Annotated in this window: 17 protein-coding genes, 1 pseudogene and 1 riboswitch; of the genes and pseudogenes, 5 read left to right on the top strand and 13 right to left on the bottom strand. The window is 49.9% G+C overall.

The genetic code is table 11. From position 1 onward, the window contains the following. Positions 1-48 precede the first annotated feature (48 nt). Positions 49-459 (top strand): annotated as a pseudogene (locus INT21_RS04845) (integrase core domain-containing protein); the annotation flags it as partial. Positions 460-748: 289 nt separating this feature from the next. On the opposite strand, the gene INT21_RS20720 reads toward INT21_RS04845, so the two are convergent. From INT21_RS20720 to INT21_RS04800, 9 genes are all read right to left on the bottom strand, one after another. Continuing rightward, positions 749-952 (bottom strand): GNAT family N-acetyltransferase, encoded by a 204-nt coding sequence (locus INT21_RS20720; RefSeq protein ID WP_193060493.1) that lies wholly within the window; start codon positions 950-952, stop codon positions 749-751. Next, positions 907-1,182 carry a hypothetical protein gene (locus tag INT21_RS04835; protein WP_193084897.1) on the bottom strand — a complete coding sequence of 92 codons (276 nt, stop codon included), beginning with the start codon at positions 1,180-1,182 and terminating at the stop codon, positions 907-909. Before INT21_RS04835 ends, INT21_RS20720 begins: the two co-directional genes overlap by 46 nt. 145 nt (positions 1,183-1,327) lie before the next feature. Then, entirely contained in the window at positions 1,328-1,981 is a 654-nt protein-coding gene (locus INT21_RS04830; protein WP_193084896.1) for a hypothetical protein, read from the bottom strand. 80 nt (positions 1,982-2,061) lie between these two features. Continuing rightward, the gene (locus tag INT21_RS04825) at positions 2,062-2,805 is read right to left on the bottom strand and encodes a hypothetical protein (RefSeq protein ID WP_193084895.1); all 744 of its coding nucleotides are present in this window, start codon (positions 2,803-2,805) and stop codon (positions 2,062-2,064) included. Between the two features lie 32 nt (positions 2,806-2,837). Next, positions 2,838-3,647 carry a hypothetical protein gene (locus INT21_RS04820; RefSeq protein ID WP_226930581.1) on the bottom strand — a complete coding sequence of 270 codons (810 nt, stop codon included), beginning with the start codon at positions 3,645-3,647 and terminating at the stop codon, positions 2,838-2,840. Between the two features lie 96 nt (positions 3,648-3,743). Further along, a complete protein-coding gene (locus tag INT21_RS04815) occupies positions 3,744-4,232 on the bottom strand; it encodes a hypothetical protein (RefSeq protein ID WP_193084893.1) in 489 nt (162 codons plus the stop codon). 142 nt (positions 4,233-4,374) lie between these two features. Then, positions 4,375-4,524, bottom strand: coding sequence for a transposase (locus tag INT21_RS04810; RefSeq protein WP_226930580.1), 150 nt, complete (start codon positions 4,522-4,524; stop codon positions 4,375-4,377). Then, positions 4,521-4,754: a transposase gene (locus tag INT21_RS20315; RefSeq protein WP_226930579.1), complete on the bottom strand. Its 234-nt coding sequence runs from the start codon at positions 4,752-4,754 to the stop codon at positions 4,521-4,523. Before INT21_RS20315 ends, INT21_RS04810 begins: the two co-directional genes overlap by 4 nt. 109 nt (positions 4,755-4,863) lie before the next feature. Continuing rightward, positions 4,864-5,898 (bottom strand): DUF4062 domain-containing protein, encoded by a 1,035-nt coding sequence (locus tag INT21_RS04800; protein WP_193084892.1) that lies wholly within the window; start codon positions 5,896-5,898, stop codon positions 4,864-4,866. A gap of 509 nt (positions 5,899-6,407) precedes the next feature. Next, positions 6,408-6,566, top strand: a riboswitch (TPP riboswitch). A 78-nt stretch (positions 6,567-6,644) separates the two neighbouring features. Between INT21_RS04800 and tenA the strand changes: the two genes are divergently transcribed. The 3 genes from tenA (at position 6,645) to INT21_RS04785 (ending at position 11,225) form a co-directional block, all read left to right on the top strand. Further along, a complete protein-coding gene (tenA, locus tag INT21_RS04795; RefSeq protein WP_193084891.1) occupies positions 6,645-7,343 on the top strand; it encodes a thiaminase II in 699 nt (232 codons plus the stop codon). A 44-nt stretch (positions 7,344-7,387) separates the two neighbouring features. Then, complete coding sequence (gene thiC / locus INT21_RS04790; RefSeq protein ID WP_226930578.1) at positions 7,388-9,334, top strand: phosphomethylpyrimidine synthase ThiC; 1,947 nt, start codon at positions 7,388-7,390, stop codon at positions 9,332-9,334. 181 nt (positions 9,335-9,515) lie between these two features. Next, on the top strand, positions 9,516-11,225 hold the full coding sequence (locus INT21_RS04785) for a hypothetical protein (protein WP_193084890.1): 1,710 nt from the start codon (positions 9,516-9,518) through the stop codon (positions 11,223-11,225). 129 nt (positions 11,226-11,354) lie between these two features. On the opposite strand, the gene INT21_RS04780 is transcribed toward INT21_RS04785, so the two are convergent. Next, a complete protein-coding gene (locus tag INT21_RS04780; protein ID WP_193084889.1) occupies positions 11,355-12,434 on the bottom strand; it encodes an NAD(P)-dependent alcohol dehydrogenase in 1,080 nt (359 codons plus the stop codon). Between the two features lie 189 nt (positions 12,435-12,623). Here INT21_RS04780 and INT21_RS04775 point away from each other — a divergent pair, with 189 nt between their 5' ends. Next, positions 12,624-14,090 carry a DASS family sodium-coupled anion symporter gene (locus INT21_RS04775; RefSeq protein ID WP_193084888.1) on the top strand — a complete coding sequence of 489 codons (1,467 nt, stop codon included), beginning with the start codon at positions 12,624-12,626 and terminating at the stop codon, positions 14,088-14,090. A gap of 65 nt (positions 14,091-14,155) precedes the next feature. Here the strand turns inward: INT21_RS04775 and INT21_RS04770 are convergent, their stop codons facing one another. The 3 genes from INT21_RS04770 to INT21_RS04760 form a co-directional block, all read right to left on the bottom strand. Continuing rightward, positions 14,156-14,335, bottom strand: a complete 180-nt coding sequence (locus tag INT21_RS04770) for a CsbD family protein (protein WP_038486547.1) — start codon at positions 14,333-14,335, stop codon at positions 14,156-14,158. Positions 14,336-14,441: 106 nt separating this feature from the next. Continuing rightward, positions 14,442-15,524, bottom strand: coding sequence for a DUF2955 domain-containing protein (locus INT21_RS04765; RefSeq protein WP_193084887.1), 1,083 nt, complete (start codon positions 15,522-15,524; stop codon positions 14,442-14,444). Then, entirely contained in the window at positions 15,514-16,575 is a 1,062-nt protein-coding gene (locus INT21_RS04760) for an HlyD family secretion protein (protein ID WP_193084886.1), read from the bottom strand. The genes INT21_RS04765 and INT21_RS04760 overlap by 11 nt, the downstream gene beginning before the upstream one ends. Between the last annotated feature and the right edge of the window lie 263 nt (positions 16,576-16,838).

Raw genomic sequence — 16,838 nt, 5'->3', positions numbered from 1 at the left:
GTGACGTGAAGTAGGTCAACTACGTCGTAGGATGAACGCTTACCCTATACACTCAAAGCAAGGCTAACAGAACTGGGCATGCTGATGTCCTACAGTCGACCACGCGTGAGTAATGACAACCCTTACTCAGAAGCCCTGTTCCGCACCGTCAAATACTGTCCGGCGTGGCCCAGCAAAGGCTTTAAATCGCTGAGCGCGGTACGTGAGTGGATGTTGATGTTCGAACAGGCGTATAACGAGCAACACCTTCACAGTGGCATCCAGTATGTCACGCCAGCTGAGCGGCATCGCGGCCTCGATCATGCGCGTCTTGAGCAACGTAAAGCAGTTTATGAAGAGGCTAAACGTCGGCACCCAAGACGCTGGTCGGGTAGTACTCGAAACTGGGCGCAGACAGAGTCGGTCTCTCTTAACCCAGGAAAAGTGCACGAAATCGAGCGTAATAAACAGGCTGCTTAAACGCAGCTATTTGGACAACTGGGTTGAAAATCACCGCGCAAACCGGCTTCGTGATTGAGTGAAAGCGGCTCAAGCGTTACGCCATGCGCAGTAAGGGTGATAGGTGCAATAAAGGCCATGTGTATACTCAACTATCTTCTTGGAAGGTGGGGCAAACGCTTAACCAGACTGAGTCATCTTAATACCGGCATTCAGCCAAATAAGCATAATTCGCTAACGCCTCAATATTATGCACCAGGCAGTATAACTGCCACTGGCCCTGCCCCTTTCCACAGCCGCAACGCCTGAGTTAGAGCGCTTTCTCATAGATGGATACGTTATCCCCTCCGTAAAGCACGGTTTCGATATACGACCAGCCACTTCGCTCCAGAAGGCTGTTTGCTGTGCTTGTGCCGGAGTAGATTTTTTTGTACCCCAGCTTGCGTGCGATGCTTTCAAGCTCAACAGTCAATGTTGCGCCAATTCCACGACGCCGGTACTGAGGGAGTACCATGCCGCCACCAATCCAGCCTTCAATACCGCGATACCAAGCGCAGAACCATCCTGCATCGCAACAACCCCAATAGGAAGTTTATTGTGATTGGAGTATGCCAGTAGGTCTTCTTCAGCGTTTCCCCTGCCGCACGCACCGTAATACCCCGGCCATCCACACTCAAACATTTCTCGAAGTGCTGGCAGTAGTTCGGGATAATTGGCTAGCAGAGCCAAGTCTAAATTACTCACCATGGTTTCCAAAGTGTTCTAATGCTTCAAACACCGACGCAGCTTTGCTGCGTCCGAGTGCTTTGACTTGTTAGCGCAGTTTATGCTGGGCAGGCGAACTGGTCGAATATCGATTACGCAAACAGGACCGACGTAGCCAGTTATTTCAAGTAGGCTCATTATTTCCCTTAACTTTCTGCACCACTGAATTCTCTAACGAGTTAGCCTCTATCAGATTTGATAAACTCCTCACATCTTGATTGAGTTTGCCTACGCTTTTTCCTACACCATCTATGGAATCAACGATCTTTAGTAAATAAGGCTTGTTGATAAGCCCCGGTAGATCAGCATACGGCTTAACATCCAACAGATAGTCTTCACGTTTTGCATTCGCTCCATTCAAGCTAGTCCACTCCAAGCGAACACTAAAAGGGGGCATAGGGTCGTTAGAGTCTGAATTTTTAGGCTTGAAGAGTTGGAAACCGATAGCAAACAATATTGAAATTTTCTCTCCTTGCGGAATTAGAGTTATAGGGCCTCTTTTTGTGGTGCAATCCAAGATTAAGTTATAGCGGGTGAAATGCTCTGACTCTCCCAAGAATTGAAAGTAAACGTTTCTTGCCGGGCCTGTACCTACATTTGCGATCGAAATATTCAAGCCACCTGTTCCATCTGGATGAGGCTCAAAATACGCAACTAAATTCGGCTCTGAGCCTGCCTTCCGCAGCAACCGATTCTCGCGCCATAAAAATACGGTAAGAATAGCTATTACAACTGTGGAGAAGCCGCTGAGAATTGTAGCTATGTCGTCTAAGCCCATTATTTCTTCCTATCGTATCGGTGGCCCGTAAAGCGCGCCAGCGCTTTACGGGGTCGCTTGGAGCGCCTTGTTGGACCAATTTAGTTTGGCAGATACGTCCATTGATCATTTTCAAACATTTTTTCGGCCATTGATTTATACCGTGGGTAGTGCATCTCGTTTTCGCTTAGATCAACAATGAACACAACCCCACAAAGAACAAATTGCATTGTGTAATCGCCTAATTCTGACACCCAAGGAGTTTTGAAATCATGGTAATACCCAAGTCGGTCGGCTCTGCTTAGGATAATGTGGCGCGTACTATTACCTTTCTTAACGTACTGACGGATTCCATTGTATTTCTGCTTTCTCGTCTCCGATGCACCAACAAAGTACGTCAACGCTGAGAAGGCAATTTTATGGAGTCCCCGAATAAACTTTTTCCTGCGGCCGAATTCTACTGAAAAATCGATTCTCCCTTGATTGTTACCTTGAGTAAAATGTGCTTTGATGTCGCGCTCTCGTTTTCTGAATCCTGGCAATTCTCTCCCAGTGTGATCCACGACAGCATGGCTTTCCATATTGAATGATATTACTGGCCCATTTTTCCCAACGGTGCCTCGCACATTACCTCGGCTGCTTATGATTGGAGGTCTTCCTCTCTTTCTTGGAATACCAGTCATAAAGGCACACAAGTCAAAATCGTCAATCACCGCCTGATCAATGTGTCCAAGGCCATTGTTGCAACCTTCACAAATTTCTTTATTCGTTAGAAAGAAATTGTCTGGACACCCTAGCGCTTCAGGAACTATATGTTCGACATGGTTCCCAATTGACTCATTCAAACACCAGATGCATGTATTCATAAGGCCCAACGTCAAAAATCACCGGAGCCAGAGGCGTCCAGTGCATTGTCTTGTTGGGCGCCTCCTCGCTTGAATGGACTGCGGCACCCCGCCGCCTTTTCTATTATTGCGTCGTCTGTTTCTTCCTCACCGCTTGTTATATAGTGCTCCATTACTTTTGTTTTCAGTCTTCCCGTGGAATCAACAACTATTTCATTTAACCAATGGGCCAAGCTGTCAATTGATGTTTCTGATAAATGAAGCTTTTTATCGCCAAGTCGGTGCAGTAACCTATGTTTTCTTGCATCGAATCTGGTAATGAGGCCACCAGTATGGACAATTGAGTGTCTTACCTGCCACATTAGCCGAATACGTTCAGATTGCTCATTCGAATATAGGCAAAAATCAGGAAATAAGACTCTAAAGTACTGATTTACTTTTTCAGGGTCATGCCATCCAGGCATTGCTTCGGAAATTAACCCCCCAGGTTCCCATTCATTTGCACTATCTACTAATATTGATTCAATGGTCGGAACACACCCTGCTTTGCGAAGTCTTTCGGCTATGCTAGTGCTGTCATACGAATTAAAGAAGCTCGATGTATTTAAAACTTCAGAAAATTGTCTTCTGATATATAGCTCAAACTGCCCCATAGCGTAAGAATAGAGAGAGCACAACCAAATCTGCATAGATTCATTATTTTGAGTTGCCTTTGATGCAGCATCTCTTATCTGAAATAAATTGTCTAAGAACGCAGTGGCATGCGACTTATCTATGCGCTGAGATTCCCATGTGGAGTTTTGAGTATCTATTATCTCATTTATGTCTATATTCAACGTCATCGATACCTTTCTGTTCCGCCCAACGCCAGCCAGCATGCGCGGCTGCGGAATGGAGGCGAAGCCGCAATGTAGTTGGCGTCGCCGTGCCTGTGATTGTTAAGTTTCACTGATGCCCCCGTAGACAGAAAGGGCTGTTTCCAGTTCTTGCCTGCATTCATCAATCGTACCGTATGTGCCTGACTCGGCGAGATATATGCCATCATCTATGCGGTCGAGTTCGAATCGAATTTCTTCGGGTTGTTGAGTTGCCCATGCAACATCAAGAGCCTGCCTTGAGATTGTCTTCAGCTTCTTGCCAGAGGATAGCCTATCGCTCAGTTCCGCAAGCAAAAGTCTCCCAGCAACCTGCGGGCGCCTCTCGCCTGGAATCGCAGCTAGCGCCTCCATCACGCCATTACGGCCACGCGGACGGCTCAACGCAAGATCGATTATTTCGCCATCTGGCTCTGCAGATTCTTCTATTACGGAGTCAGCCCAGGAGATAGCTTCATTAAAGTCTAAAATGCCAACCTCTATTCCGTAGAGAAAATATTCAGCTCGTATACTCAATGCATAGTCCATGCTCGTAAAACTTAACGAGGCCATAGAAAAACCCGATTTCGAGCCATTTCCATCGCCTGTTGCCCTTATTCATTTATCCAGCCGGTCATCTGGATGAGTCATCTTAATATCGGCATTCAGCCAAATGACCATAATTCGCTAACTTCTCAATATTATGCACCAGGCACTATAACTGCCACTGGCCCTTTTTCTTACCCCGTAGGCTGAACTGGTCCAGTCGTTTCGTCGTGCCAATATTGCCGAACACCGGTTCCACTACCGACATGCGATGACTGTAGATCTGCTTGCCCTTGGGGCTATCGACTCGGTGCTTCATCCAATCAGTGTCATTGGGCAACCGATTATTCTCGATGATAAAAGATACCTATCGACCGGCACCGTTCCGATGGCACTTGCCGTATTTGTCTTATGGAAAACCGATAAGTCGAGTTTATGCTCGATCAGGTAGTGCACAGCGTATTCAAAGGTGCCTGGCTGGAGCTGATCTTGGTAGTTGATCACCACCATGGCGTTCTGATCGTAGTTATAAGCCTTGAAGCGCGGCATGCTGACCACTCCTCGTCTGTTTCCTAGATCCTACCAAAACTTAGCCGTCAGCGGAGTTTTTCTACAGGCTCAACGCCGCATTCAGCGGCTTGTCCGCTGCAATGCTTTGTTAAAATCCGTTTACCATCGTTAAATATATATTTCTTCGCGTATCAGCATCAACGGACTTTAGAGATGAAAATGAATCTTCAAAGCTGCTTAGGTTGGCGGGTCTGTATTCACCATTTGTATATGAGCCAATTTGGATTCCGTGCGATGCAGTGCCCCATAAAACTTGATCAACCTCACCATCTCCTTGATCAACCTCATCAATATGGAAATCAGGTGTAGCTTCAAGAAAATCTATCCAAGTTCCATTGAGAGGTATGGACTCCAAATCTTCGATGCTAGTATTCCATAGCTTGTCCAGTTTGAAGCGAGAAAGCACAAGCTTTGCAAAGTTCTCCGCTTGAACTCGGTTTGAAACTTCTTCAATTGTCTTTTCGGCAGTTTCATTGTTGCCACTTGATTTAAGAAGAACTTTAATTAACTCTTCAGACTTTTTGGTAGCCAATGCCAAATCATCTAGAAGCTTATTAGTGATCTTTGAGTTTTCCTCGTTAGACCGCTGAATAATAAAATCATACATCATTCCGGCCCATTGCTTCTTTAAGTAGGACTCCATATCCGAAAAATCTCGAAATGGAAAAATGGCGTTGTTTTTAGTGTTTTTTCTAACCTCGTCTACAAAGCCAAAAATCCTTATGTCGTCGATACTTGGATACGCTATACTCTCAGCTATATCTGGATTTTTCTTTCTGTTAGTGATAAATACGTGATGATCAGAATGCACTGAAGCTTCGACGAGTGCAAAAATGGGGATATTATTTCGAACTGCTTCCCGGTACTCATTGTTGGTAATAGATGAAATCTCGTCTTTATAGTTCCCACCCTGTCTTCCACCAATAATTAAAATAAATATTTGGCATGTTTCAACTTCTTTGAGGCAGGAGTCATGTGTATGTGAGCTTGGGCTATAAAAAACATCACCCTCATCAGACAAAACTGGTTCGTACCCAATGGTTCTCACGAAATATTTAAGATTTTCCCTTATGTGCTTTAGGTCATAGCATGTGGAACTTATAAAGACTCTCGGTATTGCCATTGTTTCTCCTAGACTCTAACAGTGATTATACACCCCGCTACAAAACCCCAATAAACGCGGCGACACATTCATTGGTTTTTTTCAGCTACCCAATTTGACTCTACCCCATCGATTCCCAAGAGGGCAAAGCCAATTTTGGCAGCATATCCAAAATTTGCGCGCTTACGTGTTTTTCCCTGCTCAAAATACTGTATTTATGAATAGTTACAAAAAGTGGCTCTTATGAAACTGATGGAACGCGTCAAGGCGATCCTGCGGGTCAAGCACTACAGCCTCCGTACTGAGAAAACCTATTGTTACTAAATTCGCTTTTTCATTCGATTTCACAACTTACGGCCCCCTGCCGCCCTGTCAGGCCATGAAGTGCAGTAATTTTTAGAGTGTCTAGCAATCGAGAGACGCGTGGCGGCGTTAGGTTAGCCAAGTACATCAACGTTTCTAAGAAGCCTACTATTCACTCACTATCCCCCTTGCATCTCTTCTCTCGTCCTCCTAGACTGCTTGGCACTAACTGCTTGACGGGGTGCCGGTGAATCCGGCTGAGATGGCGCAGGGCGTATCCTCTTGATACTGCCAAAGCGCTGGTCCCGCTGAACCTGATCCGGCTAATGCGCTGCTCCTATGACGAGCGCGCGGGTACCGGCGTAGGGATCAAGCGATGGCCTCGGCTTAGCTTCACGCCTCCTTCTGCGCCATTCCCTCGATCTCAACCGCCCACCTTCCGGATCATTACTACCGGAGGCACCATGGGCTACCGCTTTGCTGATCTTACTAATGCCTGCTATGACGACTGGCGCGCCTATATTGAGCACGATTTTGTCCGTCAGTTGGGTACCGCCGCGCTACCAGAAGCATCGTTTCGCCACTATTTGAAACAGGACTACCTGTTTTTGATTCACTTCGCCCGCGCCTACGCGTTGGCCGCCTATAAAAGCCCTACGCTGGCTGATCTGCGCCAGGCCCATGAAGGTTTAAAAGCCATTGTGGATGTGGAGCTGGGCCTGCACGTGGGCTTTTGCCAGGAGTGGGGGATTTCCGAGCAAGAGCTGGCGGAGCTTCCCGAAGCCAGAGCTACCTTGGCGTATACCCGCTACGTATTAGACACCGGCAATCGCGGCGACCTGCTCGATTTGCACGTGGCGCTGGCTCCTTGCTTAGTGGGCTACGGCGAAATCGCCAACTGGCTGAACGCTCAGCCTTCTACCCTACGCGGCAGCCAAAACCCGTTTGATGCCTGGATAGCGATGTACGAAAGCCAGGAGTTTCAGGCCGCCATGCAGGCAGAGCTTGAGTGGCTCAACGCCCGCCTGGCCGATGTTACCCCCGTCCGCTTTGCCGAGCTGAGCAAGATCTTCCGCGACGCCACGCGTCTGGAAATCGATTTCTGGCAGATGGGTCTGGATCTGATAGACAGCGATCTAACAGACAAAAGCCTCACCCATTAAGCCAACACAATAACCATAATCAACAACGAAGGAAGACGACCGTCATGACGAAGACTTTAGAAACTGAAACTTTAAAAGCTAAGACCTCAAAAAGTAAAACCAGCCACTTTTTAGCTGAAACCGCCCAAGTCGATGCCGCTGCTATTCAACCGCTGCCTGCGTCGCGCAAGGTGTACGTTGAAGGCTCACGACCCGATATCCGCGTGCCGTTTCGGGAAATCACTCTATCGCCCACTAAAACCAGCAGCATTGATGAAGAGAACCCGCCGCTACTGGTGTACGACACCTCTGGCCCTTACACCGACCCAGCCGCCAACAACGATTTACGCAAAGGCCTACCCGCCCTGCGCCGCGCCTGGATTGAAGAGCGCAACGATACCGAGTTCCTTGACGGCCCCACCAGTGAGTACGGCAATCGCCGCGCTAACGACCCCACGCTTGCTCAGTTGCGTTTTGATTTAACGCGCACCCCTCGCCGGGCAAAACCAGGTAAGAATGTTACCCAACTGCACTATGCGCGCCAGGGCATTATTACCCCTGAAATGGAATTTATTGCCATTCGCGAAAACCAGCGCCGCCAAACATTAGGCACCGCTGAAGTTGAGCGTATTCTTGGTCACCAACATCCTGGCCAGAGCTTTGGTGCAAAATTGCCGGAAGAGATCACGCCGGAATTTGTGCGCGACGAAGTTGCCCGGGGGCGCGCAATTATCCCCAACAATATCAACCACCCAGAATCCGAGCCGATGATTATTGGCCGTAATTTCCTGGTGAAGATTAACGGCAACCTGGGTAACTCGGCAGTTACCTCGTCGATTGAAGAAGAAGTCGACAAAATGACCTGGGGTATCCGCTGGGGATCGGACACCATCATGGACCTTTCCACTGGCCAGAACATTCACGAGACCCGTGAGTGGATTATCCGCAACTCGCCGGTGCCGATTGGTACAGTGCCGATCTATCAAGCGCTTGAGAAGGTCAACGGCATTGCCGAAAACCTGACCTGGGAAGTGTTCCGCGACACTTTGATTGAACAGGCTGAACAGGGCGTGGATTACTTCACCATTCACGCGGGTGTGTTGCTACGCTATGTGCCACTGACCGCCAACCGGGTGACCGGCATTGTCAGCCGTGGCGGTTCCATTATGGCCAAATGGTGTCTGTACCATCACCAGGAAAGTTTCCTGTATACCCACTTCGAAGAGATCTGCGAGATCTGCAAGCAGTACGACGTAGCGTTTTCTCTGGGCGATGGCCTGCGCCCCGGCTCAGTCGCCGATGCCAACGACGAAGCGCAGTTCGCTGAGCTGGAGACCCTGGGTGAGTTGACGAAGATCGCCTGGAAACACGACGTTCAGGTGATGATCGAAGGCCCTGGCCATGTGCCCATGCACTTGATTAAAGAGAACATGGATAAGCAGCTTGAGGCATGTCATGAGGCGCCTTTCTATACCCTCGGCCCACTGACCACCGATATCGCCCCCGGCTACGACCACATTACCTCGGGCATTGGTGCGGCCATGATCGGCTGGTTTGGCTGTGCAATGCTCTGCTATGTGACGCCGAAGGAGCACTTGGGTCTGCCGAATAAAGATGATGTCAAAACCGGCATCATCACCTACAAGATTGCTGCCCACGCAGCGGACTTGGCCAAGGGCCACCCGGCAGCACAGCGTCGCGATAACGCGCTTTCCAAAGCACGTTTTGAATTCCGCTGGGAAGACCAATTCAATCTGGGGCTAGACCCGGACACCGCCCGTGAATTCCACGACGAAACCCTGCCGAAGGACTCTGCCAAAGTGGCGCACTTCTGCTCTATGTGCGGGCCGAAGTTCTGCTCCATGAAGATCAGCCAGGAAGTACGCGATACCTATCGTGACCGCGCGCCGGAAAATGCCGCTGAAAGTGATTCCGAGGCAGTCAAACGTGGCATGCAGGAGCAAGCCGAGAAGTTCCGCCGAGAAGGTAGCGAACTGTACCAGGAAGTTTAAAATAGCAGCCTGTAAGTTTCGCTAATAACAAATGGCTCTTGGGTCTTACACGACCTCAAGGGCCATTTTCTTAACCAAGAAGAGGCTAGTTTAAATTAATTTGTGTATGATTATCATTCACAGTAAAATTTATTCCAAATGTTCAATTTCAAGCCAACATTTTTCAAAGGACTGACTCTAGATGAGAACGAAACTATCCTTGGCTGTTTCTCTTGCCCTTCTCAGCACGGGCGTACTGAGTGGCTGCAGCGACGATAGCGCGCCAACAGCAACAGACACCCAGCAGGAAGCACCAAAAAACCTCTCAGCTTCCCTGTTGAAATATATCCCCGCCGACTCTCCCTATTTTGTGGCAACACGGGAGTCAATGCCTGAACAAGATGCCTTTGCTCTTTACCAGCGCATGCAGCCAAAGGATAGCCTTGAAGCTGACTTGGATGAACTGCGCGACATGCTGCACGAGATAGACGATGACGTGTTGCATTCGCTGATGTCACTGTTGATCGCTATGGGGGAAGAGTTTGTCGGGGTTGAAACACTCGATGATATTCATGCACTGGGCTTTAGAATGAGCCCCCAGGTCGCTTTATACGGACTGGGTATCTTGCCCACTCTGCGTATGGAATTGCAGGATGAAGACGCTTTCCGCGAAACGCTGCAGCGCATCCTCACCAATGCAGATATCAACCCGAGTACGGCCACAACAGATGGAAAAGAGTACTGGGTGCTGACACAAGATGGTCCGATTAAAGCCATCATGGCCATTATCGATAAGCAACTGCTGATGTCGGTGGTGCCAGAAAATGTTAGCGATGAGTTGCTATCACAGGTGCTGGGTAGCACCCTGCCTGACAGCAACATTGGTGATACCGGCGCCCTAGAGGAAATTGAACAGCGTCATGGCTTCACGCCCTATGGTGCCGGGGAAATCGACTCATCACGCCTGCTTAGTGAGCTGAGTACACCCACACACTTAGGTACTCAAGCACTATTGGACGCAGCTGACGCAGAGCGGCTGGATCTCTCCGCCTGCCAAGCAGATATTGACCGCATCACCAACCGCTTCCCTGGTCTTGTAATGGGCATGCGTGAGTATAACCTCGACCGTATGGAGATGAACCTCATCCTGGAAACCGATGAGGCTATTGTCAGCGACCTCCGTGCAATGACTGCTCAGGTTCCGGGCCTTGGTAGCACAGAGGGCATGGCCAGCTTTGGGCTAGGCCTGAATCTACCTGTACTGATGCAAACTGTTCAGAAGTATGCCCAGGAAGTGCGTCAAAACCCGTTTAGCTGTGATGAGCTGCAGGAGTTAAACAGCACCTGGAATGAGATCAATATGGCGATCAACAATCCAGTCGCCATGATGATTGGCCCATCTCTGTCTGGTTTCAGAGCACGCCTTAACAACCTGACAATGAAAGAGGGCGAACCCGCTGGTACCGGTCTTCTGACCCTCGCTTCGCAAAACCCGCTTGCCCTGCTGTCTACAGCAAGTGCGTTCGTGCCTGATTTAGGGGCACTTGGACTTGAACCCGGTGGAGAAGCCAAAAAAATTGACAGCATGATGCTGCCACCAGACTCACCAAAGCTCTACGCGGCTATGTCTGAAAGCGCCATTACCTTGGGCGTTGGCATCAGCGATTCCGAAACACTACAGGAAGAACTGCAAGCCCCTGTTTCCGAGCGTGACCTACTGGTTCATGGCCACCTGACGGGTGAGTTCTACCATTCGCTGGCCGATGTCATAGCGCAAATGCCTTCCGATGAATTGGCAGAGTTCGATACTGATCTGCTCAGGCAATATAGCGATATCTATAAGAACATGGAGTACTGGTTCAGAGTGGATGACGCAGGCGTTGAAATGAGCTTCTCGCTGGAATTGAACTAAGCACTGGCTATCCCTAACATCCGAAAAACTCGCTATTGGATACAGCTGTCATCGTGTCACTGTGATCGTTAGCGAGTTTTTCGTCGGCAGCCTGGCTGATAAAGGATGGCTCTTGAACTTACTTAAGCGCTATGAGACCTCAAGGGCCACTTTCAACACACCATCGCGCTGGTGGGAGAACAGGTCATAAGCATCGACAATGTTCTCCAACGCATAGCGGTGCGTGACCATGGGGCCAAGATCGAGTCGCCCTGCGGCTATGATGCTCATTAGCCTGCGCATTCGCTCTTTGCCGCCGGGGCATAGCGACGTAATGATCTTGTGGTCACCCAGCCCCGCACAGAAAGCTCCTAGCGGAATCGTCAGGTCTTCAGAGTAAACGCCCAGGCTTGATAGCGTGCCGCCAGGTTTTAGCACCCGCAAAGCAGACTCAAAGGTTTGCTGCAGGCCGAGTGCTTCAATAGCCACATCAACACCGCGCCCGCCGGTCAGCTTTAGAACCTCCTCCACGACATCAACCTGACGAAAATCTAGCGTGACATCGGCGCCCATCTGCTTAGCCATTGCAAGCCGCTCATCGACACCGTCGACAGCAATAATCATCCCCGCCCCACGCAGCCGCGCGCCTGCTGTCGCACACAGCCCAATCGGGCCTTGCGCGAATACCACCACCGTGTCACCAATATTGATACCGGCTTTTTCGGCACCCGCAAAACCGGTCGACATGATATCGGGGCACATCAGCACTTGTTCGTCGGTCAGGCCATCGGGCACAGGAGAGAGATTAGCCTGGGCATCGGGCACCAATAGGTATTCAGCTTGGGCACCATCGATGGTGTTACCAAAGCGCCAGCCGCCCATCGGTTTATAACCGTGGCTGTGGTGGCCGCCATCTTGTGAGGAACAACCATCTTGGCAAGCATAAGAAGTGAAGCTGGGGCAAATCGCTCCGGCGATGACTCGCTGGCCCTCTTGATACCCCTTCACATTGGCACCTAACTTTTCAATCACGCCCACCGGCTCATGGCCAATGGTTAGGCCGCGCTCAACGGGGTATTCGCCTTTTAAGATGTGTACGTCGGTGCCGCAAATAGTCGTGGTAGTCACGCGCATCAGCGCATCATTGGGGCCAATCTCGGGAATGGGCTTGTCGTTAATCTCAATGCGCCCAGGCTCAACAAAAATAGCGGCTTTCATCATGGCAGGCATGTAGCGGCTCCTATTGAAGTGAGTGATACCCCATCACTATTGAGCCCACTGGATTAAGGAACGGCAATTGACGTGGAACAATGAGAGATACATTAGATATATATAGACTTAAATAGCGTTTACCGCGCTATCTTATTTATACCAAGTGTACCGCTAGCCGCTGTTTTTTTAATCTATAGGTATCCTATTATGCCGACACTACCTTTCAACCCCTGGTCGACCGCAGTCGCTGTGGCCACCACTCTATTGATTTGGCTGGTAATTCCTTTGCCAGAAGGGCTGACGCCAAACGCTTGGCTCATGCTGGCAATATTTGTCGGCACTATTGTCGCTATCATCGGCAAAGCTATGCCTATTGGAGCGATCTCTGTAATTGCGATTTCTATTGTCGCGGCAAGTGGCGTTACCGGCGATACGCCAGGCGAGGCCATCAATGTCGCCTTAAGCAGTTATGCCAACCCACTTATCTGGTTAATTGCCATTGCGATTATGATTTCACGCGGGTTGATTAAAACTGGCCTGGGTGCACGTATTGGCTACTACTTCATCTCGATTTTTGGCAAACGTACGCTGGGGATCGGCTATGGCCTCGCCTTTTCCGAGCTTTCAATTGCACCTGTCACACCAAGTAATACAGCACGGGGTGGCGGTATCATTCACCCCATTATGCGCTCTATCGCGCACAGCTTTGACTCACATCCTGAAGACAACACGTCGGGCAAAATCGGCAAATATCTAGCGCTGGTGAATTACCACAGCAACCCCATCACCTCGGCTATGTTCATCACCGCCACCGCTCCTAACCCATTAACCGTTCAACTTATCTCGTCCGCCACCGGTGCGGAAATACAGCTGAGCTGGTTAACCTGGGCGATCGCCATGCTGCTGCCGGGCTTGGTCGCCATCCTGGCGATGCCGTACATTCTGTACTTGCTTTACCCACCGGAAATTAAAGAAACCCCGAATGCCACCCAGTTAGCGAGAGACAAACTTGCCGAACTAGGAAAGCTAAGCCGAAACGAAGGCATCATGTTGTTCGTTTTCTTAGTGCTGCTTTTGCTTTGGGCGGATATCCCAGCGATTTTCCTGGGGGATGCGGTCACGCTTAACACCACAACGTCTGCGTTTATTGGCTTATCGCTACTACTGCTAACAGGGGTTTTAACCTGGGAAGATGTGCTGAAAGAAAAAAATGCGTGGGATACGCTGCTGTGGTTTGGTGCTCTTATCATGATGGCTAGCCAACTCAACGAAACAGGCCTAATTAGTTGGTTTTCAGCGAATATGCAGAGCTGGATTACCACGATGGGGATTGGTTGGGCGGGAGCCTCTGCACTCTTGGTACTCACCTTTCTTTATACCCACTACTTTTTTGCCAGCACGACTGCACACATCACCGCGATGATGGCAGCATTTCTCACCGTTGGCTTAAGCCTCGGCGCCCCACCTATGCCTTTTGTGCTGATTATGGCGGCCACATCTTCGATTATGATGACCTTAACCCATTACGCCACAGGCACCTCACCAGTCATCTTTGGCTCAGGCTACCTGACGCTGGGAGAGTGGTGGAAAGCAGGTTTCATTATGAGCGTGGTGAACCTGCTCATTTGGGTAGTCGTTGGTGGTTTATGGTGGAAGCTGCTTGGCCACTACTGAGTTACCACCTAAAAGCCAACAGAGGTTATTGACCTCTGTTGGCATTGAAATGCCCTGGCTAGGCGCTATTTCTTAGCCTTCTCTTTGGCCTTACCTTTACCTTTCTGCAGTTCGCCCTTTACTTGTTGGGCTTTACCCTTAGCTTCTGTTTTACTACTTCCGGTTACTTTGCCAGCTGCTTCCTTCACTTTTCCGGCGGCCTTATTGACAGTACCTTTCACTTTATCTTCTTTGCCACTTGCCATGACGAACACCTCTAATCCGTTAGTGGGGATGATGTCGTTCACTAAGTGAACACTCACTTCGAATGGCGACACCTTCCTTAGCGTAGCCTTTGTTAGAAAAGTTACCTCAATTACTTTTAGGCAGGCGCGTTGGCTGCCAACTATTTAGCAAACAGTGCAAACAAGCCATGACCAACAAGGTGCCCACGAGCGCAACGCTCATCGAAGAGAACCGATAAAGCGCACTATAAACAAGGTCTTGCTGCGGGCCTAACGATTGGCCAAAGAGAATACCCAACGTTGTCAGCCCTCCAAAGCCAATGCCTGAGCCGCCACCTTCCAAAATATGTTCTCTAGCAAACAGCATTAATCCAAGCCAATAGAGCAAAATCACCAGCAAAAAATGATGGCTTTGGGTGTAAAGCAATAGCTGCATTGCCAGCGCCAGATTACAGCCCAGTAGCGTGCCGATGGCTCGCTTACCTGCCGACACTCGCGCGCCGGAATAACCTAAAGCAAACAGAATCAGAATGGTGGCCATTTGCGCTGACAGCGAATCTCTGAGGTCAAACATTTGGAACACTACGAACGAGAGTGTGGCCGTAATGCCGCCCATCAATGTTTCATGGCGAATTTGGGCTGCAGGCTTTGCACCCCGCGGTGGTAGCTGGCGAGGTTCAACATCGGGAAATAGCGTATGCATCAACATGGCGATAAATACCGCCAGCAGGCTGGCCATAATATTACTCGCCAAGAGATCGCTTAAATCAACACCAGGGTAGCTAGCAAAGTGCAGCAATATGCTTAGCGTCAACACGCCATTCGCGCCAAACAGAAACAGCGGGCCTTTTGCCATTAGATTGAAGCGCAGCAAAAACAGACCTAGTACGACCAGCGTCATCACTACCGGCATATGCTTTAGAAGCCCCACCACCATGCTGACTTCCAAAGCATTCAAGCTAACGTTCGCCAAAAACTGGCGAATGATGCTGCCATTTAAAATGGGCACCATACCCAACAAGAACATCGGGAAAACGGTAAAAAAAACGCCATAATTCCAGCCCATCAATTGGCTAATAATAAACCCCAGCGAACCGCCTCCCGCTACCCGCAGGCACTGGCGCAGGCCATTTTGAGAGAGCGCTGGCTTATTAACAGCGACTACAGGCGTCTTTTTAATAAACGTTTTAATAGCCGCTTTAATAAACATAGTGCAGCCAACTAATCAGGTGCGCCTGCAACCACGCAAACGGCTTAGCCATTGCATGTTCGCCCGGCACTAGTTGCACCGTTGCCCGCGCACCACTCGGGGGTAGTTCAGTCAACGGCGTATCTAACGCCACATGAATACGCGCACGTTGCGCATCTCGTATCCAACGATCTGAAGCAGGAATATCCACAAGTTGACCATCCACTGCCTGCTGGCCTGCGCGGGTGCCGGCGTCAAAGGCACTGACATGCCCTTCAAAAATTCGGCCAGGCAACGCATCGAATACCACTTTTGCTTCATCGCCAAGCACCACATGGCGCAGGCTCTTTTCACGAAAATCAGCCACGACCTCTACCGTACTCGCGACCAGCGCCACCGCAGGCTGCCCCGCCTGCACATAATGGCCAGGCTGTAGCTGAAGATTAGCGACCACACCGGACTCTGGCGCTTTTACCACCGTATGGGCTAAATCCAGCTCAGCTTTTTCAAGGGCATTATTCGCTTGGCGAAGGCGTAAGTTATCGTCGCCCTCTTCTCCCAACTGTACCTCTAAGCTTTCAATTTGTGCCTGGGCAGATGCCACAGCCGCCTGCGCGGTATGTTCAGCCGCGACCTGCTGTTCATACTGCTGGCGGGAAATTCCCTGACGCCCAAGCAGCGCTTCAGCACGGCGGCGCTCACCGCTGCGCTCATCGAAAGTAGCCTGTGCCGAGGCAAGTGATGCCCTGGCAGCTGCTAGCTCTGCATTTAAGCGGGCGTTTTCTTGCTCCGCTTGCTCCCGGTTTAACTGGGCTTGGGAGCGGGCGATTTGAAAGGGAGATGGGTCTAAGCGAAACAGCACATCCCCTTGGGTTACCGACTGATGATCGCTCACCACCACGTCTTGCACAGGGCCGCTTAGCTCAGGAGCAATGCTGGTGACGGGGCGCATTGCCCGCGCCTCAGGCGTCATGGGCATAAAGCTGTCGGCCACTAAGAAGTAAACGAACAGCAATAGGAATACGGTCAGGGCTATTTTCACCCATCGGGTAAATTGTTGATCAGGGGACATTGGAATTTCTCATTGACGAGCATCAAAGCGACTAGGTCACCGCTTGGAGATATTATTAGGCGGAATACTTTAGTCTAACAAACAATTAGCAAGCTAACAATATTTTCATTATGAATGGGCGCTCAATCAAGCCACTCCAATAACGTACCCTGGAGACATCGACTTATATACAAACCAGCCCCCTTCCATTCTCTAGTTCGTTAGAAAGCCCCTTTGCCGAGATCGAGTAGGAAGGGGAGTCGCCTCCCCTGTCCTCTCACACC

The organism is Halomonas sp. 3F2F, assembly GCF_014897805.1.
GTDB lineage: Bacteria > Pseudomonadota > Gammaproteobacteria > Pseudomonadales > Halomonadaceae > Vreelandella.
This window is presented reverse-complemented; position numbering and strand designations above follow the sequence as displayed.